The organism is Pseudoalteromonas sp. A22 (genome assembly GCF_018141345.1).
Lineage (GTDB): Bacteria > Pseudomonadota > Gammaproteobacteria > Enterobacterales > Alteromonadaceae > Pseudoalteromonas > Pseudoalteromonas maricaloris.
This window is the reverse complement of record NZ_CP047238.1, coordinates 3499024-3520919: the sequence shown is the minus strand read 5'-3', so window position 1 is coordinate 3520919 and position 21896 is coordinate 3499024. Positions and strand designations below refer to the sequence as shown.

Annotated in this window: 22 protein-coding genes; 9 read left to right on the top strand and 13 right to left on the bottom strand. The window is 43.4% G+C overall.

The features are described 5' to 3' along the window. Nucleotides 1-5: 5 nt before the first annotated feature. On the bottom strand, nucleotides 6-1058 hold the full coding sequence (locus GSF04_RS20790; RefSeq protein ID WP_211858677.1) for an efflux RND transporter periplasmic adaptor subunit: 1053 nt from the start codon (nucleotides 1056-1058) through the stop codon (nucleotides 6-8). A 228-nt stretch (nucleotides 1059-1286) separates the two neighbouring features. On the opposite strand from GSF04_RS20790, the gene GSF04_RS20785 reads away from it, so the two are divergent. The 5 genes from GSF04_RS20785 (at nucleotide 1287) to GSF04_RS20765 (ending at nucleotide 5509) form a co-directional block, all read left to right on the top strand. Then, nucleotides 1287-1991, top strand: coding sequence for a DUF2982 domain-containing protein (locus GSF04_RS20785; RefSeq protein WP_017218431.1), 705 nt, complete (start codon nucleotides 1287-1289; stop codon nucleotides 1989-1991). A gap of 22 nt (nucleotides 1992-2013) precedes the next feature. Further along, nucleotides 2014-2346, top strand: coding sequence for a hypothetical protein (locus tag GSF04_RS20780; RefSeq protein WP_010607140.1), 333 nt, complete (start codon nucleotides 2014-2016; stop codon nucleotides 2344-2346). 15 nt (nucleotides 2347-2361) lie between these two features. Next, nucleotides 2362-4047, top strand: a complete 1686-nt coding sequence (locus GSF04_RS20775; protein ID WP_211858675.1) for a DUF1566 domain-containing protein — start codon at nucleotides 2362-2364, stop codon at nucleotides 4045-4047. 10 nt (nucleotides 4048-4057) lie between these two features. Continuing rightward, complete coding sequence (locus tag GSF04_RS20770; RefSeq protein WP_211858674.1) at nucleotides 4058-4561, top strand: DUF1566 domain-containing protein; 504 nt, start codon at nucleotides 4058-4060, stop codon at nucleotides 4559-4561. A 177-nt stretch (nucleotides 4562-4738) separates the two neighbouring features. Next, a complete protein-coding gene (locus tag GSF04_RS20765; protein WP_211858673.1) occupies nucleotides 4739-5509 on the top strand; it encodes a YggN family protein in 771 nt (256 codons plus the stop codon). Here the strand turns inward: GSF04_RS20765 and GSF04_RS20760 are convergent. From GSF04_RS20760 to GSF04_RS20730, 7 genes are all read right to left on the bottom strand, one after another. Continuing rightward, nucleotides 5504-6337, bottom strand: a complete 834-nt coding sequence (locus GSF04_RS20760; RefSeq protein ID WP_211858672.1) for an amidohydrolase family protein — start codon at nucleotides 6335-6337, stop codon at nucleotides 5504-5506. The two genes, GSF04_RS20765 and GSF04_RS20760, sit on opposite strands and share 6 nt — an antisense overlap. A gap of 14 nt (nucleotides 6338-6351) precedes the next feature. Continuing rightward, on the bottom strand, nucleotides 6352-7080 hold the full coding sequence (locus GSF04_RS20755; RefSeq protein ID WP_211860092.1) for an SDR family NAD(P)-dependent oxidoreductase: 729 nt from the start codon (nucleotides 7078-7080) through the stop codon (nucleotides 6352-6354). Nucleotides 7081-7082: 2 nt separating this feature from the next. After that, on the bottom strand, nucleotides 7083-7571 hold the full coding sequence (locus tag GSF04_RS20750) for a peptidylprolyl isomerase (protein ID WP_010607145.1): 489 nt from the start codon (nucleotides 7569-7571) through the stop codon (nucleotides 7083-7085). Between the two features lie 101 nt (nucleotides 7572-7672). Next, nucleotides 7673-9085: a LysM peptidoglycan-binding domain-containing protein gene (locus tag GSF04_RS20745; RefSeq protein WP_211858671.1), complete on the bottom strand. Its 1413-nt coding sequence runs from the start codon at nucleotides 9083-9085 to the stop codon at nucleotides 7673-7675. Between the two features lie 108 nt (nucleotides 9086-9193). After that, nucleotides 9194-10174, bottom strand: coding sequence for a hypothetical protein (locus GSF04_RS20740; RefSeq protein WP_211858670.1), 981 nt, complete (start codon nucleotides 10172-10174; stop codon nucleotides 9194-9196). Beyond that, the gene (locus tag GSF04_RS20735; protein ID WP_211858669.1) at nucleotides 10174-10458 is read right to left on the bottom strand and encodes a cell division protein ZapA; all 285 of its coding nucleotides are present in this window, start codon (nucleotides 10456-10458) and stop codon (nucleotides 10174-10176) included. The genes GSF04_RS20740 and GSF04_RS20735 overlap by 1 nt, the downstream gene beginning before the upstream one ends. Further along, complete coding sequence (locus GSF04_RS20730) at nucleotides 10458-10685, bottom strand: hypothetical protein (protein WP_010374211.1); 228 nt, start codon at nucleotides 10683-10685, stop codon at nucleotides 10458-10460. The genes GSF04_RS20735 and GSF04_RS20730 overlap by 1 nt, the downstream gene beginning before the upstream one ends. Before the next feature lie 234 nt (nucleotides 10686-10919). Here GSF04_RS20730 and rlmJ point away from each other — a divergent pair, with 234 nt between their 5' ends. Further along, on the top strand, nucleotides 10920-11762 hold the full coding sequence (rlmJ, locus tag GSF04_RS20725) for a 23S rRNA (adenine(2030)-N(6))-methyltransferase RlmJ (protein WP_211858668.1): 843 nt from the start codon (nucleotides 10920-10922) through the stop codon (nucleotides 11760-11762). A gap of 137 nt (nucleotides 11763-11899) precedes the next feature. Continuing rightward, a complete protein-coding gene (locus tag GSF04_RS23535; protein WP_312026955.1) occupies nucleotides 11900-12109 on the top strand; it encodes a hypothetical protein in 210 nt (69 codons plus the stop codon). Here the strand turns inward: GSF04_RS23535 and GSF04_RS20720 are convergent. Both GSF04_RS20720 and GSF04_RS20715 read right to left on the bottom strand, forming a co-directional pair. Continuing rightward, complete coding sequence (locus tag GSF04_RS20720) at nucleotides 12099-12668, bottom strand: alkylphosphonate utilization protein (RefSeq protein WP_010374208.1); 570 nt, start codon at nucleotides 12666-12668, stop codon at nucleotides 12099-12101. The genes GSF04_RS23535 and GSF04_RS20720 overlap by 11 nt on opposite strands. A gap of 107 nt (nucleotides 12669-12775) precedes the next feature. Continuing rightward, complete coding sequence (locus tag GSF04_RS20715; protein WP_211858667.1) at nucleotides 12776-13513, bottom strand: transporter substrate-binding domain-containing protein; 738 nt, start codon at nucleotides 13511-13513, stop codon at nucleotides 12776-12778. Between the two features lie 209 nt (nucleotides 13514-13722). Between GSF04_RS20715 and GSF04_RS20710 the strand changes: the two genes are divergently transcribed. Next, on the top strand, nucleotides 13723-15000 hold the full coding sequence (locus GSF04_RS20710; RefSeq protein ID WP_211858666.1) for an HDOD domain-containing protein: 1278 nt from the start codon (nucleotides 13723-13725) through the stop codon (nucleotides 14998-15000). Nucleotides 15001-15122: 122 nt separating this feature from the next. On the opposite strand, the gene GSF04_RS20705 is transcribed toward GSF04_RS20710, so the two are convergent. The 3 genes from GSF04_RS20705 to GSF04_RS20695 all read right to left on the bottom strand — a co-directional run bounded on the left by GSF04_RS20705 (nucleotide 15123) and on the right by GSF04_RS20695 (nucleotide 19347). Next, a complete protein-coding gene (locus GSF04_RS20705; protein WP_211858665.1) occupies nucleotides 15123-16607 on the bottom strand; it encodes an exopolyphosphatase in 1485 nt (494 codons plus the stop codon). A 17-nt stretch (nucleotides 16608-16624) separates the two neighbouring features. Further along, on the bottom strand, nucleotides 16625-18721 hold the full coding sequence (ppk1, locus tag GSF04_RS20700) for a polyphosphate kinase 1 (protein ID WP_039492751.1): 2097 nt from the start codon (nucleotides 18719-18721) through the stop codon (nucleotides 16625-16627). Nucleotides 18722-18840: 119 nt separating this feature from the next. Then, nucleotides 18841-19347 carry an ACT domain-containing protein gene (locus GSF04_RS20695; protein ID WP_069021844.1) on the bottom strand — a complete coding sequence of 169 codons (507 nt, stop codon included), beginning with the start codon at nucleotides 19345-19347 and terminating at the stop codon, nucleotides 18841-18843. A 305-nt stretch (nucleotides 19348-19652) separates the two neighbouring features. On the opposite strand from GSF04_RS20695, the gene GSF04_RS20690 reads away from it, so the two are divergent. Beyond that, nucleotides 19653-21887 (top strand): ABC transporter permease subunit, encoded by a 2235-nt coding sequence (locus GSF04_RS20690; RefSeq protein WP_211858664.1) that lies wholly within the window; start codon nucleotides 19653-19655, stop codon nucleotides 21885-21887. The last annotated feature ends 9 nt before the right edge of the window (nucleotides 21888-21896 follow it).

Here is a 21896-nt window from a genome sequence, read left to right as displayed (position 1 = left end):
TCGCCTTACCCCTTTACTTCAACTTTTGAGCCTGAGCGGATCTTCAAGGTGCCTTCCGTGATCACTTGTTGCCCCTCTTTAAGCCCTTCGTCGATAGCCACCCAGCCGCTAAAGCGAGTTTGCAGGTGTACTTCGCGTTGTTGCGCTTTACCTTGGTCGTCAATGACAAATACAAAATGCTTATCTTGTCTTGGAATGATGCTTTTTTCTGGCACTACAAGGGCTTGTAATCGAGCCAGTTCAAGCCCCATATGTAGCAGCATACCTGGGCGAAGTTTATGGTCTAGGTTGGTGAAGCTCGCTGTCACTCGTACCGAGCGCGTTTGTTCATTAATGCGCGGGTCAATATGGGAAACCTTACCGGTAAATAGTTGCTCTGGGTAAGCTTCACTTTGTGCATTCACTTGCATACCAAGCTGCAGTTGCGCTAGGTATTTTTCAGGTACCTGAAAATCCACTTTGATGATGCTAATGTCATCGAGTGTGGTGATCACAGTATTGTTGTTTACGAAGCTACCGATAGAGACATTTCGAGTACCCAATAATCCATCGAATGGCGCATAAATGGTCATCTCGGCGAGTTTTGTTTTAGTGGCTTCCAATTGTGCCGTTAAGGTGTCTACCTTTGCTGATTGTGCTTCTAGTTGAGAGCGAGCCGCCGATTGAGTTTTCGCGAGGTCTTTAAGGCGGTTTAGTTGTCTAATTTCTTCTTTTAGCGTCACTTTCAGCGCTTCGATATCGAGTTTCTCTTCGGCATCACGCAACTGGACTAGCTTATCGCCTTGTTTTACTACGTCTCCGTCATCGAAATATAGGGCTGCCACGTAGTCGCTTTGGGCGCTACTCACGTTGATTGCTTGATTTGCTCTAGCGGAACCAATAGAGTGAACAGCAATAATACGTTCTTCTTTGGCTACAGTATGAGCTTGAACGGAGGTTACGGGTGCCGAGTTGCCACTCATTTTGCCTTCCGAGGCTGGTAAATATAAATAGCCGCTGATAACGACTAGCACTACAATGATAAAAGGAAACAGTGCTTTTCCTGATTGATGACGCATAAAAGTGACCCAGATTATAATTTGTCTCTAGTTTACAAAATTAAAGGCTAACAAAGTCTACGGCATATCCTGTAAATTTGTGCATTAAACGAAAATGTAATTCAATTTAAGTGTTTGTACCTAAATTAAATATTATGAAACACAGTCATTCATGTAAACGATGCATCACAATACGTAAATTAGTCGCATGGGCGATCATCATGTATATCTTTTATGTCTGGTATATCCATGCTTGAAGCAAAACTACGTGCAACCGCTGACCGCAATGGCGTTGAATTTATGCTGGTTGGTGCAATTGGATTGGTTGTTATCATGCTTTTTGTCAACTTGCGTGGTACAGCTATTACTATTGTAGAAATATTTCTTGCCAGCGCCATGTTAGTGGCTATTTTTGTTGGCTTTCTTAAAAGTCAGCAACCATATTTTAGTTTATACTTTACAGAACAAGAGTTTAGATATGTGCATAAATATGGAGCTTGGCCGCTATCCATTGTAAACTTCCACTCCAGCGGCATTCCCAAAGTTCAACAAGGTGTTGAAACACTTGAGTTAAATGCAGTTGGTATTAAACTTAATGATATTGATGCGTTTTTATTAAATTTAACACCTCGACTTGCGGGTAAATTATTGATCGAGCAGCGGCATATTTTTTTACAAGCTGTTAAAATGCATTGCGAAAATGGCAACTGCCCATCTGAATGGTTGATAGAAGAAACCGTTTTTCGCTCCAAGGCGGGAAAAGAATATACTGGTTTAATGGCAATGTTTGCAAACCGGATGGATAATTTAAAGACAGTGACGGGATATGATTTATTGATCCCCGCGACTGCCTTAGACAGGGATATTTGGCAATTTTCAGTCATGTTAAACCGCTGGAAACTTAACCCTAAAGAGGTGGTAAAAGCATTGTTAGAAGAACAAACCACCTACTGAAGATGTAACAGGATACACCAATATGAGCTTAGAAACGGCCTATATTAAAAGTGGGCGTAATACCATTATTCACAAAGAGAAGAAGTTAGATCTTGTGATTGTGAATGGTGAAGCACACCCAAAAATCAAGGTGACTGCAAATGGTTTGGTGCCTTTTAAGGAAGACTTACCTAGAAACCGAAGAGAAGCTAAAGAGCGTTATTTAGAGGTCGTCCACGTTTCAAGTATTGATGTATTTGGTGAAGTAAAGCGGTTGTTGTTTATTCAGGCTTTAGACGGCCGAGAATACAAAATAGATTACAGTAAAGTTGGCACTAAGTTGTTCGTGCGAATACATCAAGAGAGTTATCTATAATTCATAAGGAATAATATGAATGCATTCAAGGGAAGTTGGGTTGTACTTGCGCTAATATTAACGGGTTGTGGCGGAGGTTCTGGAAGTGATGAACCGAGTCAAGTCAGCGCATCGGTTAACGCGGGTGCTGATGTCCAAGTAACTGAAAAAACAGAAGTCACCTTGAATGCACAAGCATCACCTGCAGGTGGTACTTTTAACTGGCAAGTAATCTCTGGTGCAAACGTCAGTGAATTTCCAATCACGGAGCAACAAGCCGCTTTTGTTGCGCCGGATATCAAAGCCGATGTTAATTTACTTATTCAGGTTGATTATGTTGCGCCTGATGGCAGTCTTGCAAGCGACCAAGTGACGGTTGCTATCAAATCTAACAATCAATTACCTATACCTAGTATCAGCCAAACAGCACCGGAAACATTACCAGCCAAATATAAAGATACTATTGTCCTAAGTGGCGCAGGCTCTTCCGATCCAGATGAAAATGGCCAAGTGGTTGCTTATCAGTGGCAGCAAGTAAGTGGTCCCACAACAATACAGGCAACGGGCTTGAATACAGCTACTTTATCTTTTGTCCATCCATTATTGGCGAGCTCTCAGGCGTCAATCTGGCAGTTGACGGTTACCGATGATGAAGGCGGACAAGCCAGTACCCAGTTTACCCTCGGGCTACTTGCGAATTCGGATGTGGTAGTGGCAGATGCTGGGAGCGACCAGCAAGTGCAAGAGTTTGATGAGGTCACGCTTGATGGCTCAAACAGTGATACTGTATCTGGTCAGAAACAGTGTGTATGGCGGCAAGTGACGTCTGGCACTCAGATAGCATTAAGTTCTGTTACCGGGTGTTCAACAACTTTTAACGCACCAGATCAAAATATTTTGTCGCAAGTGGAATTTGAGCTGACCGTTACTGACTCGCAAAACCGCTCTGCTACCGACACCGTGCGCATTGATATCGAGAAAAAGCCATTAGGTAAACTAAACGATAGTGGCCAAACCGCGTGTTATAACAATACGGATGCGATCACTTGTAGTATGACGCAGTTTACGGCTCAAGATGCGCAGCGTGGGCGTGATAATTTTGCCTCTCAGGTGGCGAAAGAAGGCAGTGGTCGAGCAGGTTTTGATTTTACCAAATTAAATCGCTTTGCGGATGAATTGCCTGATGACGCTACGGACTTTGCTTGCGTTCGTGATAACGTCACAGGACTGATTTGGGAAGTGAAAGAAGCAAGTTCGGGTACATTACCAAACACTTCTTCTCGCAACGCACAAAATAGTTATACCTGGTATGTTGAGGTAGACGGAGCAATTGCCGAGGGAAGTGTTCAGGCTGCAGCAAATACAACCTGCCCGCAGGATAGTCATTGTGGTATTCAAGCTTTGATTGATGAAGTGAATAATCCAGCCGTTGGAGAGCAAAGTTACTGTGGTGGTAACAATTGGCGCTTACCAACTTATATGGAACTACTTGGACTACTAGATTACGGCAGTACAAGTACTGCGGTGATAGATGAAGCGCTTTTCCCTAATTTACCTAGTACAACCACGCTTGGTCATCGCTATTACTGGACCTTGCAGTCGAGTTTAGATGGTACCGGTGGCACGCTGAGAAGAGCTTATGTTGTCGACATGGATACGGGCAATGATTTTGCAGTAGAAAAGTCTAGCAGCGCATTTGTTAGGTTGGTAAGGAATCCTTAGGGAGCGTGGTATGAAAATTATTGCAACTATACTATTTACTTTGTCATTAACGGCTGTTTGCCAAGCGCAAACTTGCGTTGGTACCGGCTCCAATACCAGTCGCTATACGATAAACAGCAATGGTACTGTGCTTGATAGCCAAACGGGATTAATGTGGCAGCGCTGCAACTTTGGGCAAAGCTACAACGCAACTGCTCAAAGCTGTGAAGACAATGCTCAGCAACTTACTTGGCAGCAAGCATTGGTGGTTGCCGACGAAGACAAGTTTGCAGGGTTTACAGATTGGCAAGTGCCTAACGTTAAAGAACTAGCCAGTATTGTGTATCACGAGTGTGTGACTCCAGCAATAAACATAACGGTATTTCCAACGACCAAAAGTAATAATTATTGGTCGGCAACGACCCAAACGAACCAACCTCAGTTTGCTTGGGTGTATCAGTTTGCTGATGGTAAAAATAATCCAACCATTAAAACTGCGGATGCCTTTGTCAGGTTAGTAAGATACTATCAATAGCCCTTATTAGTGGTATTGCTACTGCCTTTGATGCTAACGGATATGGATCTCTAATATTGCCAGTCAGACATAGCTTGTTACTTTCATCCGTCTAAAATGGCTTTGGGATTGTTTGATCTTTTGGTACTCTCCTGAAGCACCCCTTTCCCGTCTTACATTCTGCACACAGGAGGCCATATGAATCGATTACTCAACGCGATAGCCTTGTCTTGTGCCGTATTGACGTCTTCTGCCCATGCTAACAATAAGTGCGATGTTGAACTTGGGCATGGTCTTATCATCACTGACAACGAAATTCGTATCGTTGATGATGGTCAGACCCGAATTCAAATCAACAATGATAGTCAGCTTTTTATTCTAGGCCGCTGGATTGAGTTAGATCAGGAAGGGGAGAAAGTTGTGCGCGAGTACTCTCTAGGAATACGGGATACCGTTCCTGAGCTGGTTAATCTGGCGACCGATGGCGTCAACCTCGGATTGAGTGCGATTGAGCAGGTGGTTGAGGGGATGTCCGACAAAGAACCTGAAGTGCTCAAAACGCAGTTGCAATACGTTGAACGTGCGCTGATGGATAAGTTTAAGCGTGGAGATGATTTCTTTTTTATCGCACCACAGTCACTTTCTAAAATTGATGATTTCTTTACTAAAGAGATCAGCCAAAAAATTCACTCTGCTGTTCATGGTTCGTTGGGCTCTATTTTAGTCTCTTTGGGAGATGCGTTTAAATCTCGCGAAGGGAATATCGAAGATCGCATTAACGATATGGGACAACGCATGGAGATTATTTCGAAAGAGATAGATAAATCGCTGCAGAAAAAGGCCCATCAATTAGAAGAAAAAGCGGCAGAATATTGCGAGTGCTTAAACACCTTAGATCAAACGGAAGAAAAACTACAGCGTATAGTACCTGAACTGGTTGCTTACGATCTCGTCCAGATCCGCTCATAATCCATAGCAACTTTTGGCATTGTCTCGGCTGAGTTTATGCCAAGTTGACGATATGCCTATCACGTCTAAATAATCCTGCCATATTTGCCAATAGCTTTTTTGCATAAGAGAAACCGGATAATTCGAACCTAGCATTAGGCTCTCTTCTCCTGCATGTGTGATTAAGTGAGTAAGCCACTCAGAGAGTGTGAGTGGGTTTACTAACATTTCGTGGCCAGAGCACTTGATCATGACATTATTAAGCGCTCCAATGCGCCTTAATATATCTGTACAAGGGCTGGTGGCGTCAATAAAACCAGCATGGTTAAATACGATTTTAAGATCAGCTTTTTGTTCTGCAAGTTGTAATAAAAGGTCTACTTTTTCGCTTTGTTTAAATTCTAATTGCGCTTCAAAATGTAGTCCATGCTCGGCAAGACAGGTGAGGTTTTCGAGCACGAAAGGCGCAGATAAACGTTGGCTGTCACTGCCTTCGGTGATGTCTCTTATCGCCACGAGGTGAGGATGTGCTAAATGCGCTATAGCTGCGCTAAATTGCTCAGGCGTCGCGTTTATAGGTGCGTAACCGACGGCTTTAAAAGGAAAGCTGCCTAGTTCTTGAGTTAACCAATGTAATTCGTTGATGGGATTGTGATTATCAAAACCGGCTTCCACATGCACTAAGGCTTCGAGTGTAAACTGTGGATGGTGGGGGAGACTTGTCAGGGTATGGTTCTGCCTTATTTTTTCCAGATTAGGCCAAGCGGGCGGGTTGTGTTTGAGCCAAGAATATTGTCCCAACGCTAAATCGAAAAAGTGTAGGTGGCTATCAATAATTCTCAGACTCATCACGCATTCCTTTTTTACTGTGTGGTATAACCGCCATCAATGCTTTGTAGGCTACCTGTGATAAAACTCGCATCCTCACTTAGCAAGAAAGCGACCAGCGCAGCAACCTCTTGCGGTTGCCCTAATCTACCCAATGGTTGCAACTGGGCTTCTTCTGCAACGATTTCTGCTTTATCAGCGCCGCTGCGCGCGCAGTAACTATCAATGGCATGATGGAATAACGGAGTTTCAATTGTGCCAGGGCACACTGCATTCGCGCGAATGTTAAATTTGGCGTAATCCAATGCTGTGGTTTTCGCCATCGAAGCAAGCGCACATTTAGACAGGTTGTAAGCGAAGGAGTTAGGTTTACCAATAACTGCCTGATCCGAAGACATCAATACGATGCTACCGCTACCTTGTGATTTCATGCTTGGTAATACGGCTTGAATGGCAGCGTAAGCGCCTTTCACATTCAATGCAAAAAGGGCGTCAAGTGTGGCTTCGTCGGTATCTTCGATTGTAGCACTCAGATGTTTCCCCGCGTTTGAAACGAGTGCATCTATTTTCCCTGTTTCTGCGACTATATCTGCAATTGTTGCTTTTACATCGGCGACTTTACTGACGTCACAATGGCGAAAAATCCCTTGTTCACTGGGCTGAATATCGAGGTTATAAACGGTGTATTGTTGCGATAGCAGCTTGTTGACAATGGCGGCGCCAATGCCAAAGCTGCCACCGGTAACGATGGCAACTTGGTTCATCATTAGTGTCCGCAGCCGCCAGCAGCGTGTACGTGACCATGTGAAATTTCTTCTGCAGTTGCTTCGCGTACAGATAGGATCTCAACATCAAACGTTAGTGTTTTGCCTGCGAATGGGTGGTTTAAGTCGCAATCCGCATTAAAGCGTCCTACTTTTACTACCTTAACCTGATGACGACCTTGGTTTGAATCGACAATAGCAGTCATGCCTGGCTTCCAAACTTTGCTGTCACCAAGACCTTGAAGGTGCTTAATAGGAATGCGCTGCACTAGACCTTCTTGATATTCGCCATAAGCTTGCTCTGGCGTTAAGGTTACCGTAAAGCTATCGCCACCGGTTTTACCTTCAAGTTCACTTTCAAGACCAGGTAGCATGCCTTCAGTACCGTGCAGGTAGTTTAGTGGCTCGCCTTCTTTGCTTGATTCGATTTGGCTGTCACCTTCGTGAAGTGTGTAGTGAAACTCTACCACTGTGTTCTTTGCAATTTGCATAAGTAAACCTTAAATAAATAGTGTTCGGTGACGCCATTTAGCATCCACCTGTAAAGCGTGTAGTTTACGTGAGTGCGCTTCTTGGACGCAAGTCTATCCCTTTAATTTGGGCTCTCACTTTGCTTTGGCTTGCCATGGCGCAGTATTGATTGGAGCGCTTCAATGCTAGAGATTGAGGAGCTAGCTGGTTGAGTCTTATTGCTTTTTGGTGCAGCAGGAGCTGGTAAAAACACCATTAACACTTTGCCAGGTTTTAATAGACTCTGTGCCGTGAGTGAATTCCAATTTAATAGATCTTTTACCGCGACCTTGTAGTGGCGGCTGATAGTCCACAAAGACTCGCCTGATTTTATGGTGTGGTGATGTTCCACTTGAGGTATGGGCTTGGCTTTTATTTCTTTAATATAAGGGCTTACGTCATAGTCGATGAGTAAGTCTAACTGCTCATTACTCTCGGAAACTAATAGCTTTTCGCCAACTCGGATCAAATCAGAGCGCTTATTGTTTAGCGCTTTTAGTGCACTAACACTCATCCCCGCATTTAATGCGATGCGGTAGAGTGTGTCGTTGGCTTTGACAGTGTAGCCTTGGCTGAAGTTTTCCCTGAAAAATGCACTTTTCAATAATGCTTGCTCGGATAATGGTAATAACACTTTGTGCGGACCGTTTGGAGAGCTTCTATGTTTTAAGATCCCTTGATTGAGTGCGTATAGTTGACGCTTTTTGATACCGCTGAGTTTAGCCAGTTGATTGACGTCAAATTGCTGTCCAATATCAAGTATCGACGTAGTGGCCTTGTTGGGCAAACTTGGTATCTTAAAACCCTTGGGTGAGGTTTTTAGTAAGTGGCTGAGCGCTAAGAGTTTGGGCACGTAGTCTGCGGTTTCTTTTGGTAATGTTAAGTGCCAAAAGTGGGTCGACTTTCCTGCTTTTCTATTTTTTGCGATGGCCTTTTTGACGCGCCCTTCACCACTATTGTAGGCTGCAAGCGCGTGTAGCCAGTCGCCATCAAAGCGTTCATGCAAATACAGCAAATAATCAAGCGCGGCGTCAGTCGATGCTAACACATCCTGTCGACCGTCATACCATTCGTCTTTCTTGATGCCGAAATGGTAGGCAGTGGCATCCACTAGTTGCCAAACTCCAACAGCATTTTGTTGCGATTTGGCCTTTGGTCTAAAGTCACTTTCGACAAAAGGGAGTAATGCGATTTCAATAGGAAGACCTTTGCGCTCTACCTTTTTTACTACGTGATAAAAGTAGGGGGCGGCGCGCTTATTTACCACATTGAGATAATTAGGCTGTGATAAATACCATTTTATGCGCTTATCAAGCCTTGGGTGAGATGCAGTATTAAAACTGAGCTTTTGGCGTATGTGTTGCCATAAATCATCGTCTCTGAGGGGGGCTTTAACGGTAGTGATTTTGGGAGGTTCTTCAACGATAGCAGGAGACGTGACTGGCTTTTCTACGGGCACTTGAGTGAGAGCCGACAAAATGGCTTGCCTGCTCACCTGTGGACTGCTACTGCTTTTACACCCAGAAAGCATGGTTAATATTATTAACCCGCTCAGCTGTATTAATACTCTGTTCATCCTTTAACTATACCGAGAGGTTAAGTTTTATTCAAAATTTCTTTGCTGCTGAAAGTGCTGCCACTGCAATAACGCGCGTTGCTGCATGTGTTTATCTGGATATAAAACACTTATTTTATCAACCACTTGCTGAGTATCTTGTAACGCTAATAAAGCCAAAAATTGTGCTGGAGTGGTCAGCATTTCAGGACGGTAGGGTTTTCCTGTTGCTGGTAATATCCAATCGAGTGCATAGCGATTAAAGTGAATAATCGCTTGTTGCCACTGTGTAGTATGCGGTAAATGCGCAAGTGGGATCTGATCGACGCTATAACCTGCTATCAAGCCTTGATATTTTGGCAGATAAACACTGATGTCATGACCGCTAAAGCCCGTGACTTGAGTAAGCTCAACCACTATACCTCCTAGCTCCACGGTTTTAGGCGCGTGATCAATGGCTTTACTCGATGGCGCTTGTGTGGCGAGCTTGGACCACGTTGCAATTCTACTTTTTGCCAGTGCAAGTTTGGCTTGCCATTTCGGCCGTTCACTCGGTTCAAGAGACGCGATACGATTTTCACTAAGCATGACGCTTTGGTTAAAAAGCTCAAGCTGTGCGTGAAAGGCCCTCGTCAATGCGTTGGCTGATATTGCCGTTGGACTTAGCCATTGTAAATTTGGATAAGCATGCTTGAGTAGCACTATGCTGGTGTCTTGTTTGATATCGGCATGCAAAGAGATTACGTAACAAAGCGGAACGGTGAGGCGTTTTTCTAATTCGTGGATCAAGGCCTCTGTGGTGACAAGATCGCCATGTATGGATGCCAACAGTGCACACTGTTTGCCGATAACTAAAGCTTGATTGGGCTGTAAAGCGCTATCTTTTCCTTGGATAAAATAAACCGCGTCATTGACTTTATGGAACTGATTAGCATTGGCGGCGGTACTTTTAAAACTCGCCGCCAATAGAATGATAGCCCAAATTAGAGAGATGCTACGTAAGATAGGGTTGCTCCAGTATGTCGGCATTATTCGCCTGCTGGCAGCACTAACTTGTCGATGAGCGTGGAAACGAACTCTGCGTCTTGCTGTTGTTTTGCTTCCAATGCTTGTAAATCATGACAAAGGTGTAGGGCTGCGAGTAATAACGCATTGTGATCATTGCGAACGGTTGAGCGTTTACGCATTTCTTCTACACGTCGGTCTAAAAGCGCTACGGCGTTACGCAGCGCTTCTTCTTGATCTGGCGCACATGCAAATTGATGTGACTTGCCAAGTAACGTCACTGTTACTTGGTTATTCTGCTCAGACATTAGCTAGCCTGTTGAGTTTGCAACTTATCAAGTAGGCCAGATAAAGATGAACTAAATTCTTTTTGCTTTTCTTCGCTTTCTAGCATTTCAAGCTGTAGGGTTTCATTTTCATCGATGAGTTTTTGATTTTGTTCTTTTAGTGCCGAAACTTCCGATTTTAACTGGTTATTTTGGCTCAAAAGTTGGTCAATCAACTGGTCGAGTTTTTGGAGATCTTGGTTATTCATAAATGCGCTCATATGACTGTGATTTGTCATGCAAATGTAAAACAAAGCGGCTAAGGATGCTAGTGTTTACGCGACTTTCTGCTGATTTTTCTCAACTTTTAAGAGATAATGCCGATATTGGAATATTTTGTTCAGAAGTGATTCAGTCTAAAGTTAAAAATTGATGAATCATTGCTCAAATTTAGCTCAGGTTTATTTCACCTGTGTTGTTATTATTTTTATCAAGGCGGGGTTATGCTCAGTTACCGACATTCTTTTCATGCAGGAAACCCTGCCGATGTGATCAAACATTTAGTATTGGCAGAAGCTCTGTCATACATGGCTAAAAAAGATAAGCCGTACGATTACGTGGATACGCACTCTGGCGCCGGATTTTTTGAGCTGGCGAGCAGTGATGCACAAAAAACTCAGGAGTATCTGCAAGGCATCGCTAAGCTGTGGAATTATTCAGGATCCGTGTCGGCAATTAGCGATTATGTGGCACTGATCAAGTCTTTTAACGAAGGCGATAAATTAAGTCATTATCCCGGCTCTCCTAAGGTGGCGGAGCATTTCTTACGTCGTCAGGATAACGGCTGGTTTTTTGAGCTACATCCAAAAGATCTAGAGCTGTTAAAGCAAAATACGGCACATAAAAAGTCACTACGAGTCACTGGGAGTGATGGTTTTAAAGGGCTGTTAGGATTGGTACCACCAGCTTCACGTAGAGCCTGCGTGCTGATGGATCCTCCATATGAGATCAAATCCGATTATGATGTTGCGGTTAAAAGCATCATAAAAGCGCACAAGAAGTTTGATTCTGGCGTGTATATGATCTGGTATCCCGTCGTTGACCGTGAACGCATTGATGCCATGGAGTCGAGCCTGATTGAATCTGGAGTGCGTAATATCCAAGTGTTTGAACTTGCCACCCAAGCAGATACCCAAGAACGAGGCATGACGGCTTCTGGTATGATGGTGATCAATCCGCCTTGGACCTTAAAGAAAACCATGGATCAAGTGTTGCCTGAGCTGGTTTCGTTATTGGCAGAAGATGATGGTGCGTTTTATCGCAGCATTCAATTAGTAGAAGAATAGTAAAAATAAACTGCTAAGCTATCTAGGGCCTGTTTACCTTTCAAGTTTGTTTTTGCAGCAGTTTGATTGGTATTTGTACAAGGCAGAGCCTGCGTAGCATAGTTATTCTATGTGAGTCAGGCGAGAACACAGTAGAAATGCTAATCAAGTGCTGCCCTTTGGGTTCACCTGAGTGCGCTTTGTTCATTGTTGCTCAACTTTTGCCTAGATTACTAGGCGGCAAGTCGAGCGTCGCGACCAAAACACACTCAGGAGAACAAAAATCAAACAGCAAAGATCAACAGGCCCTAGTCGATAAGGTATTGAAGATACTTAGCAGTTTATCTTGGGGCCTAGTTATTTCTTAACAAACTTCGTTAAAATAACGATGTTTTGACCTTCTACACGACCTTCAATATGCTCTGGGTTTGAAGGCGAGAGGCGAATGTTACGTACCGCAGTGCCGCGTTTTGCAACTAGGCTACTACCTTTAACATCCAAGTCTTTAATCAAAGTTACTGTGTCACCAGCGCTCAGTTTCACCCCGTTACTGTCTAGGTGAACAAGGTCGTCATCCTCTGCAAGTGCTTGATCTGCCCATGCTCGAGTCTCATCTTCTAGATACAGCATGTCTAATGCATCTTGAGCCCAACCATTATCTGGCGCGAGGCGTTTAAGCATACGGTAGGCAACAACCTGAACGGCAGGAACTTGGCTCCACATACTATCGTTTAAACAGTGCCAATGGTTGGCTTCTAAATCCTGTTGACCTTCAACCTGTGGTTTGCACTGGCTACAAAGATAAACACATTTGTCAGAATGCGCCTCGGCGACTGGTGGTACTTCGTATACTTCGAGACCATCCGTTGAGGTACATAGCTCACATTGATTGTTACTGCGCTCAGCAAGCGCGGCAGCGATAGTCATAATGATTTCCCAAGCTGTAAAAGCGCCATTATACCAAATGCGTCAATTGATGCTCAATTTATGGGAAGAATTTATGCGTATAACTTGATCTATGTCCAGAGCAGAGGTTATCTGCCGCCTTTTGCGTGTATAGGTAGTTGGGAAATATACTGCTGTTCTATTTTTTCGATTTCACCAGAGAGTTTAAGTTGTGCGATAGCTTGATTTATCCGCTTAAGTAATCCTTGATGCTTTGCTAACAGGCGTAGCTGCAACATCCCTTCTGAATGTAGTTGGTTGAAGCTAAATGCAATACCAAGTTGTTCTGACCAATATAATGCGGGTAAATCACCAATGATAATATGCTCAATTCGACGTAAGTTTAGGGCTTGCAGTAGCTCCTTTTCAGACGCGAAATCAACCCGCTCGAATAGTTGGTCATCATGGTAGTAGTAGCCTCTCACTGTGCCAACTTCGATACCCGCTAGGGTTAGTATTGGTGGTTGAGACTGAAGAGTAACAACGTACTCTTTGATTGGAAGGATAGGATCTGAATAGATAAATCTATCGTCTTGCTTTTGCTGTTCGTTCAGCCAATCTGGACTGATGATATCAAAATCAATGTGCTGCTTTTCTAGATAAAAGTTTGTGCGTTTCGCTGGGAGAAGCAGATTTTCGCCTCTGATCTTTGCCTTAACCAAAATGGCTTCTACCATTTCGGGCAGGATCCCGGGCGCATCTTCGCTGTGAGTAAAATAAGGGTAAAAACTTCCCGAGCCACTTAAACTGTACTTTAAGTAGGGGACTTGTTCTGCCTTAGTCAAACCGGCAAAGGCGAATAACCAGACGATCAAAACTTGCTTCATGCACTCATCTTAGCTTAACTTTTCTTAGACAGGCAAGCCACTGGCGTTCTGTGAATTAAAAGCCTACTCTTTATAAGGACTTAGTTTAATAAGTTGGTAACTTTTAGTTATAAGTGTTGTAAAATAGCGAAACTTTTTTATTGCTCGGGGCGTTACCATATTATACGCTCCGAGATACGTGGTTTCCTTTTACCTAATAAAGGATACGAATGTTAATGAGTGGTCCGGTGACTGAAGTACGTAAATCAGCAGTGCAGTATATTGCACGACAGGCCATTTTGCGGCCAGATCAAGAAGTCTTTGCCTATGAGTTGCTTTACAGAGACTCAGACAACAATGCTTTCCCAATTGGGGTGAGCGATGGGCAAGCGACTGGGCGAATGTTTTTTAACTCCTTAATGTTTATCGGTGTAGACCGTTTGGCTGCGGGACAGCTTGCCTTTATCAACCTATCCGACGAATCCTTGCTGCAGGAATTACCTAGCTTATTAGCACCACAGAAAATTGTGGTGGAAATCGTTGAGCGCTCTAAAAATATCCCTTCACTGGTGAATACAGTGACTAAGTTAACAGAGAAAGGCTATCGATTTGCGCTAGATGACTACGACGGCACGTCAAAGTGGGATCCGTTGTTACCACTCATGGAATTCGTCAAAATTGAGGTTGAGCAGCCAATTATAAAAACCAATATGACGGTAAAAAAGCTCAAGCGTCAGTATCCAGATATTAAGGTTATTGTTGAGCGTATCGAAACAAAAGAAGAATTCGAGATCATCAAATCCTCTGGAGCTGATTTTTTCCAAGGTTTCTTTTTCGCCAAACCTGAAATGCTCAATCATGGCAACGTGGAACCATCGAAAATGGTGGTCTTTCAGCTGCTACAAGCCACTGCCAGAAAGTCTTTATGCTTCAAAGAAATACAAACTAGAGTAAGCAAAGATCTGAGTTTAACCGCACGATTGCTAAAACTGGCGAACGCGAAAGCTGGTGAAGACAGGTTAGAAATTAAGTCTATCTCTCAGGCCGTTGTGTATTTAGGTGAAGACGCAATTAGGCAGTTTGTTAAAGTACTCGCATTGAGCGAATTGGGTTCAGATAAACCCAGTGAGCTGACGAGAATGGGGTTAACCCGTGCCAAGTTTGTGGAAACATTTTTGATGCCTGGAGGCGAAGAAATGGCAGAAACTGGCTATTTGCTTGGTCTCATGTCTATCCTTGACGTGATCCTTGATGTCGATCTTGCTGTAATTGCAGCAGAATTTTCTCTCGATGATTCGCTTTCTAGTGCGCTACTAAGTTATCAAGGATTGCTTGGTGGAGCGCTACGTTTAGCATTTGAAATTGAGCGCAATGATTGGCGCGAAGCAGAGCTCATTTTACAAGCCATTCGACCGGCAACACCGACCAATTATCTTTATGATATGGCGCTTTCTAGTCGAGCCTACGCCGATGAAATCCTCTCTATTGTTGCAGGTGATGAACAGTAGTTCTCATCTGACAACATGAAACGGTAAGTAATCGGAGTTGCGGATAGTTAGCGCGTTTCTTACAGCTCATTTAAGCGCTAACGACGTTGAATTCCCGTCCAATAGCCAACTATTGGTATTACTTACCCAAAGCTCAGGTTAAATTGAATACCTATGGTTTTTAAATAGTTTTGTTCTTGCTCTAAATCTGCTTGAAATAGCGAGTGTGATTCGAGCCACTCAGTTGCAATGTGAAGTATCAAAGCGTTATCAACGGCTGTAATACTTAATTCGGGAAGTTGGTCTTGTTGGCGTTTTTGGTTCACTAAAACGCTGAGACGAAACACAGCCAAAACACGGTTAAAGTGGGTTAGCTCTTCGTCAATTAACTCTGTTAACTCTGGCACTTTTATCTTTTTTCGATAGAAGCGTACAAGTGCACTTAGCCTTAATTGCTGGGCTTGAGTAAAGCCTGGAAGTTGACTATGCCTGACAATATAAGCACCGTGTTTATGCATGCCGGAAGAATTAATGGCGAGCCCAACTTCGTGGAGTTTTGCTGCCCAACATAACATTTCGACATCATAAGAGGATAGTTGCCATTGCTCTTTTAGTTGAGTGGTAAAAAGCTTAATGGTTTCACAAATATTGTCGGCGTGTTGCTTATCAATATTATAGTGATCGCTGAACGTGTTAATTGTGCGGGTACGAATATCAAACTCGTCGGTTTGATGCATTTCAAACAATAAGCCTTCTCGCAATGCATATTCACTAAGGCGCATGCGCTCAAGTCCTAATTGTCTAAACAGTGCTATCAATACAGCAAGGCCGCCAGCAATACTGGTTTTTCGCTCCTCAGGTAGTGCTTTTAAGGAGACGTTGTCTATGTGTCCAGCATCAATAAATAACTGCTTAATTTGCTCCAAAATAGGCAGGGTAATTTCATCGGCTTGAGTGAGTTCGTGAGCCATAGCCGCAATCGCCTTAATAGTACCAGAAGTACCGATAACGGTATTCCAGCCGAGCCTTAAGTAGCTCGCGGTAATACTCTCAATTTGTTGTTCTGCTTTTATTTCGGCTTTTTTGAATCGCTTTGCAGATAGCTTACCATCAGCAAAGTAGGCTTTTTGCATGGTCACGCAGCCCACATTGCGACTACTTAACAGCTTGTGTGTAAGGTGCTGACCAATAACCAACTCTGTGCTGCCTCCACCGATGTCGATAACCAAACGGTTATGACTATCATGTTCATGGTTGGCGACACCTTGGTAAATAAGACGAGCTTCTTCTTGGCCTGAAATCACATTGATTGGATATGGAAAAACTTGTTTTGCCTTCGCGAGAAAATAATTAAGGTTTTTGCAGTTTCGCAGCGTATAGGTTGCTACTACTTGCACGGACTCTCTCGGAAAATCATGTAGTGTCGTCGCAAATTGCGAGAGGGTATCTAATGCTCGGGCGATCGCGTCGTCACTTAAATTAAAATCATCATCAAGGCCCGCGGCCAAGTACACACGCTGCTTTTCTTTATGGAGGAGTTGAAGGCGACCATCTACTTCTCTTGCTACAACAAGGTGAAAACTGTTTGAACCTAAGTCCACTGCGGCAATAGAAGGGTAGTCGCGCATATATTCTTCCTCAACGGTTATTCTTTCGCTTCATTTAATTGGTGTAACTCCCATTTCTTTAAATGGTCATAAATCGCGATCTGAGAGCGAATTTTTTTACGGTTACCTCGGCGAACGTACAGATTCTTCTGTTCGGCGTCAATAACTCTGGCTTTGGTGCGATCTTTAAACTGCAGTTCAATGATATCGATAATTAGTTTCTTCAAATGCTCTGCATAAATAGGTGTGCCGACTTCAACACGGTGGTCAAGGTTACGGGTCATCCAGTCAGCTGAAGAAATATAGACCTTGGGGTCGCCGTTGTTGTCGAAAATCATCACTCGCGGGTGTTCTAAGAAACGATCGACGATACTAATGATTTTTATATTATCGCTAAACTGTGCAAGGCCCGGGACAAGGGCACACATACCTCGCACAATGAGGCGGATCTTGACGCCTTTTCGCGATGCTTCGTAAAGCTTGTCAACGAGCTGCTTATCAACTAAGTTGTTGATCTTAATTGTTACTTTTCCTGTTCTCCCTTGCTCTGCATGAGTTATCTCTTCATCGATCAACTCTACAATTCGACTACGTGCATTGATGGGAGAAATCATCAGGTGTTCGAATTTAAACGGCAGGTAACTACTCTCGATAAAGCGAAACACGCTATCGCATTCTTCCGTAATATCGGGGTGTTTGGTAAACAAACTGAAATCAGTATAAATCCTAGCCGTTTTTTCGTGAAAGTTACCCGTACCTATGTGTGCATATTTGACGATTTTGCCTTTTTCTCTACGATGAACCACACAAAGCTTACTATGGACCTTAAGGGCTGGTATGCCAATCATGACCTTAATACCGTATTCACTCATGAGTTTTGCCCACTCAATATTGTTTTGCTCATCGAAACGGGCTTTCAATTCAACCATCACGGTGACTTTTTTGCCATTCTTTGCAGCATTAATCAATGAAGCGATCAATCTAGATTGCTTTGCCACGCGATAAATGTTGACCTTTATTTGTGTCACTCTGGGATCAAACGCCGCTTGGCGGATATATTCCAGCATGTGATTAAAGGTGTGGTAGGGGTAATATAGCAAGATATCTTGAACTGAAATCGCGCGAAAGACGCTGCTATACTTTGAAAAGGCCGCACTTTTAAGCGGCGGCAATGGTTTGTTTTCTAGATAGCCGCGACCAACATTTGGAAAAGAAATAAAATCTCTGAAATTGCGATATCTCCCGCCTGGGATCATGGCATCTTGACCTGTCACCCCTAAACGCTTTTTCATCAACTTGAGCATTTCTTCAGGCATAGATTCTTCGTAGACTAAACGTACAGGCTCGGCATATAAACGCTGTTTGAGGCCTTTAGACATGGTATCTAACACGCCTTCTTCTAGCTCATCATCTAAGTTGTACTCAGCGTCTCGAGTGAGCTTCATCGAATAGGCTTCAATGCGCTCAAATTTGAAGAAACTTTTAAACACATCGGCAATAAAAAATCGAATAACGTCATCGAGCAATACAATCGTTTTATGCCTTCGGGTTTTTTCTGGTGGCAGCTGGACAAAGCGGTTTAGACGATCAGTCGGGACTTCCAAAAAGGCATGATGCTGTTTTTCGCCATTTAACTCCACAAATAGGTGAGTCATAGTGTCGTTGATGTTGTCCGAATAGTCCTTACTTTCGTTAATCATCATTGGTAATAGGTGAGGCAGCACTTGGTCTTTAAAGTAGTTAGCCAACCAATTCTTGTGGAAGTCCGACAGCGCATCAGGTTGCTTAATATGGATATGATGCTCATTTAAATCGATGAGGATCTGGTCATAAATAACACTAAATTTTTTACCTAGTTCCAATACTTTCTTTTGAATGTCGGCGAGTAGCACTTCATCTTCATCGAAATTGGTATCAGGCAAATTATTTAATAAGATACGGCGCTTTACATCCGCAACACGAACTTGGAAAAACTCGTCTAAATTATTGGAAAATATACCAAGAAAGCGGATCCGCTCGATGATCGGGTTGGTTGGGTCTTTGGCTTCTTGTAAAACGCGTTCGTTAAAAGAGAGCCAGCTTAATTCTTTGGCAAAGTACGTGATAGTTTTATGCTCTGGAGATACGGCCTGCATGGTGCTTTCCATAGGTACAGCTTATTTTTACAGCTTAAGCAGGGTGTGTGACATAATTATGACAAACACAACGCGCCTGTCGTGTTTGTCATTCAACCATCATGAGTATAGTGTAGGTTTTAGCTTTCTTCTATGTCCACGATCAAATCACTGGTGATTGACTCGAGTGCATCAATCACGTTTTCTTTGACCGTGCCAGCAGGTAGAGTCACGGTTGCGAAAGCGCTGAAAATAGGCAGTCCCCAGTTTGGAGCACTACGTTGTTTTGAAGTTAGGTGCGTGATGTTTGCGCCTTTGTGGCGAATAACCGTAGCAAGTTCTTGCACAATTCCCGGTCTATCGTTGCCTGTAATGATTAAATTTAATGTGTCCGGCTCTTCTTGCGCTTGCAAGTTTTCGCCTGATTCAACTCTCACGTCTAAACCTGGCAATTTATGCAATGCATCTTGTATTTCTTGCAAATGTTCTTCAGCAACCTCAACCTGCACTATGCCTGCGAATTGTCCAGCAAGGTGGCTTAAATTACTGGTTAACCAATTGCCATGGTGGGAAAGAATAGTGGAAGAGATTTCCTCAACGAGACCCGGTCGGTCCTTACCTATAAGTGTTAATATTAACTGCTTCATATCATGTCTCTTTTTTTGTGGCGCCCGTAGGCGAAAAAACGAATTCGGCGCATGATTTAGACTAGTCTAAAAACTTACTTTGTCCAGTGCCCATATACACTTAATGTAAAGAAATGCAACGAAATTTATGTATTTACTCTAGGCTAACAATCAGAGCGTTTTTTGAGCCGATTAGTTCCATTATTTTTATAATGAATTTGAGGGTAAATGCCAATTGAAGAAAGTTCAATTGTGTCTCAGGTGTAACACAACTGTCATCTTGATGAAATATAATGCCCCCAATTTTTAAACCAAAGGGTATATTGATGACTTCAAATCCGCAAAAGCCATCCTTTAAAACGGATAGAAGCCGTCTCTTTAAAGACAGGTTTGCACAATTTGGCATTACTTCTGGTGGAGTAATGGTATTAGTCGCGCTTTTACTTATCTTCTTCTACTTACTATATGTCGTTCAACCAATCTTTGAATCAGCAAAGGTTGAAAAGCGTATGGATATTCAGCTTACACAAGACAAAGCATATTTAGGTGTAGGGGTAGAAGAACAAACGGAAATTGCGTACTTACTCGGCAGCAGAGGTTCGGTAGATTATTACCAGATCAAAGGTGAAAGCGCCGGTAAATTACTAGATACATTGGATGTTGAACTTGACGGTAATGTCACAGCATTTGCAGAAAGTGCGCCTTTCTTAGGGCAATATGCATTTGGTCTGGATAATGGTCAGGTACAACTCGTGAAGCCGATGTTCACGGTAAGCTTTCCGGGAAATCAACGTGTTTTAACCCCTCGCTTAAGTTATCCACTTAATGCGAAGCAACTGATTGTTGATGAACAAGGGCAAGCAATTCGTAAATTCGCCTTTAGTCACTTCGAAGACAAAACCGCTGTTGTTGCACAGACTGCGGATAAACGTGTGATTTTTGCCTCTTTTGTTGCAGAAGAAAACATGTTTACTGGAGAGATTGAATGGGCGGTTGAGCGTACCGAGCTAGATATTGATGGTCGTGTTGATGAGTTACTTATTTCTCCAGACACATCGCGCACATTTGTTCGCTCAGCAAATCAAGTTTACGTCTTTGATTCTCGCTATGCTTCTGAAGTTGAGTTATTCCAATTGCTTGCTGCAAACGAAGAGAATGCCAACTTGGTCGACATGAATCTGCTAGCGGGCGCCAACTCATTAATGCTTGCTAACGACAATGGTGAGGTTTCACAGTGGTTTGAAGTCAATACCGATGATGGACGCCAGTTTGCTAAAATCCGCTCTTTTGAGACGCCAAAGAGCAAACAGGTCAAACTATTTAGTGAATATTATCGTCGTACTTTCTTCACGACCAACGAAAATGGTCAATTAGGCCTATATTACACCACCAGTGAAGCGCACTTATGGCAAGGTAAAATTACAGATAAGGCAGTTCAGAAGTTTGCGGTAGCGCCGCGTGCTAATGCCGCCTTGTTACTTGCCGATGATACGTTAACGGTAGTAGAGCTTCACAATGAGCACCCTGAAGTAACTTGGTCTGCTTTGTGGCAAGAGGTGTGGTACGAAGGGTATCCAGAGCCTGCTTATACTTGGCAGTCAACCTCTGCGAGTGATGACTTTGAGTCGAAATTTTCATTAGTGCCTATTTCATTTGGTACCATTAAAGCGGCGCTTTACGCTATGTTGTTTGCTGTTCCTATTGCATTAGCGTCAGCAATCTACACTGCCTATTTTATGTCGAGTGAATTACGACGCGTGGTGAAACCAACGGTCGAGATAATGGAAGCACTACCAACGGTTATCTTGGGCTTCTTGGCGGGTCTTTGGCTAGCTCCTTTAATTGAAACGCATCTACCCGCTGTGGTTGCTTTATTGGTGCTATTACCAATTGCGATGATAGCAACGGCATTTGGCTGGACTAAGCTACCTGCAAAAGTGAGACACGTTGTGCCTGAAGGCTGGCATTCAATCTTACTGATCCCTGTTGTGCTTATCGTAGGCTGGATTTCATTTGCCATGAGCGCTGGAATTGAGTCTTGGCTGTTTGGCGGTAATGTGCGTCAGTATCTAACTAATGAGTTAGGTCTAACATTCGACCAGCGTAACTCACTAGTAGTGGGCATCGCGATGGGCTTTGCGGTTATTCCTACTATCTTCTCTATTGCCGAAGATGCGGTATTTAGCGTACCTAAGCACCTTTCTAATGGCTCATTAGCACTCGGTGCCACGCAGTGGCAGACTTTGGTTCGTGTAGTATTACTAACAGCAAGTCCAGGTATCTTCTCTGCGGTAATGATGGGTCTTGGCCGCGCCGTAGGGGAAACCATGATTGTATTAATGGCAACTGGTAACACGCCAATCATGGACTGGAGTATCTTCCAGGGTATGCGTACGCTTGCTGCAAACATTGCGGTGGAAATGCCGGAATCTGAAGTTGGCAGCTCTCACTATCGCATCCTGTTCCTAGCTGCCTTTGTATTGTTTATTTTTACTTTTGTATTTAACACCGTTGCTGAGTTTGTTCGCCAGCAGCTGCGTGAAAAGTACAGCTCAATGTAATTGGAGTGA

Coding starts and splice junctions, on each gene's coding strand:
- GSF04_RS20760 (WP_211858672.1), bottom strand. CDS start 6,337: ATGAGTCTGAGAATTATTGATAGCCACCTACACTTTTTCGATTTAGCG.
- rlmJ (WP_211858668.1), top strand. CDS start 10,920: ATGCTCAGTTACCGACATTCTTTTCATGCAGGAAACCCTGCCGATGTG.
- GSF04_RS20790 (WP_211858677.1), bottom strand. CDS start 1,058: ATGCGTCATCAATCAGGAAAAGCACTGTTTCCTTTTATCATTGTAGTG.
- GSF04_RS20720 (WP_010374208.1), bottom strand. CDS start 12,668: ATGACTATCGCTGCCGCGCTTGCTGAGCGCAGTAACAATCAATGTGAG.
- GSF04_RS20735 (WP_211858669.1), bottom strand. CDS start 10,458: ATGTCTGAGCAGAATAACCAAGTAACAGTGACGTTACTTGGCAAGTCA.
- GSF04_RS20785 (WP_017218431.1), top strand. CDS start 1,287: ATGCTTGAAGCAAAACTACGTGCAACCGCTGACCGCAATGGCGTTGAA.
- GSF04_RS20765 (WP_211858673.1), top strand. CDS start 4,739: ATGAATCGATTACTCAACGCGATAGCCTTGTCTTGTGCCGTATTGACG.
- GSF04_RS20695 (WP_069021844.1), bottom strand. CDS start 19,347: ATGAAGCAGTTAATATTAACACTTATAGGTAAGGACCGACCGGGTCTC.
- GSF04_RS20690 (WP_211858664.1), top strand. CDS start 19,653: ATGACTTCAAATCCGCAAAAGCCATCCTTTAAAACGGATAGAAGCCGT.
- GSF04_RS20755 (WP_211860092.1), bottom strand. CDS start 7,080: ATGAACCAAGTTGCCATCGTTACCGGTGGCAGCTTTGGCATTGGCGCC.
- GSF04_RS20730 (WP_010374211.1), bottom strand. CDS start 10,685: ATGAATAACCAAGATCTCCAAAAACTCGACCAGTTGATTGACCAACTT.
- GSF04_RS20740 (WP_211858670.1), bottom strand. CDS start 10,174: ATGCCGACATACTGGAGCAACCCTATCTTACGTAGCATCTCTCTAATT.
- GSF04_RS20770 (WP_211858674.1), top strand. CDS start 4,058: ATGAAAATTATTGCAACTATACTATTTACTTTGTCATTAACGGCTGTT.
- GSF04_RS20710 (WP_211858666.1), top strand. CDS start 13,723: ATGTTAATGAGTGGTCCGGTGACTGAAGTACGTAAATCAGCAGTGCAG.
- GSF04_RS20775 (WP_211858675.1), top strand. CDS start 2,362: ATGAATGCATTCAAGGGAAGTTGGGTTGTACTTGCGCTAATATTAACG.
- GSF04_RS20705 (WP_211858665.1), bottom strand. CDS start 16,607: ATGCGCGACTACCCTTCTATTGCCGCAGTGGACTTAGGTTCAAACAGT.
- ppk1 (WP_039492751.1), bottom strand. CDS start 18,721: ATGCAGGCCGTATCTCCAGAGCATAAAACTATCACGTACTTTGCCAAA.
- GSF04_RS23535 (WP_312026955.1), top strand. CDS start 11,900: ATGCTAATCAAGTGCTGCCCTTTGGGTTCACCTGAGTGCGCTTTGTTC.
- GSF04_RS20715 (WP_211858667.1), bottom strand. CDS start 13,513: ATGAAGCAAGTTTTGATCGTCTGGTTATTCGCCTTTGCCGGTTTGACT.
- GSF04_RS20750 (WP_010607145.1), bottom strand. CDS start 7,571: ATGCAAATTGCAAAGAACACAGTGGTAGAGTTTCACTACACACTTCAC.
- GSF04_RS20780 (WP_010607140.1), top strand. CDS start 2,014: ATGAGCTTAGAAACGGCCTATATTAAAAGTGGGCGTAATACCATTATT.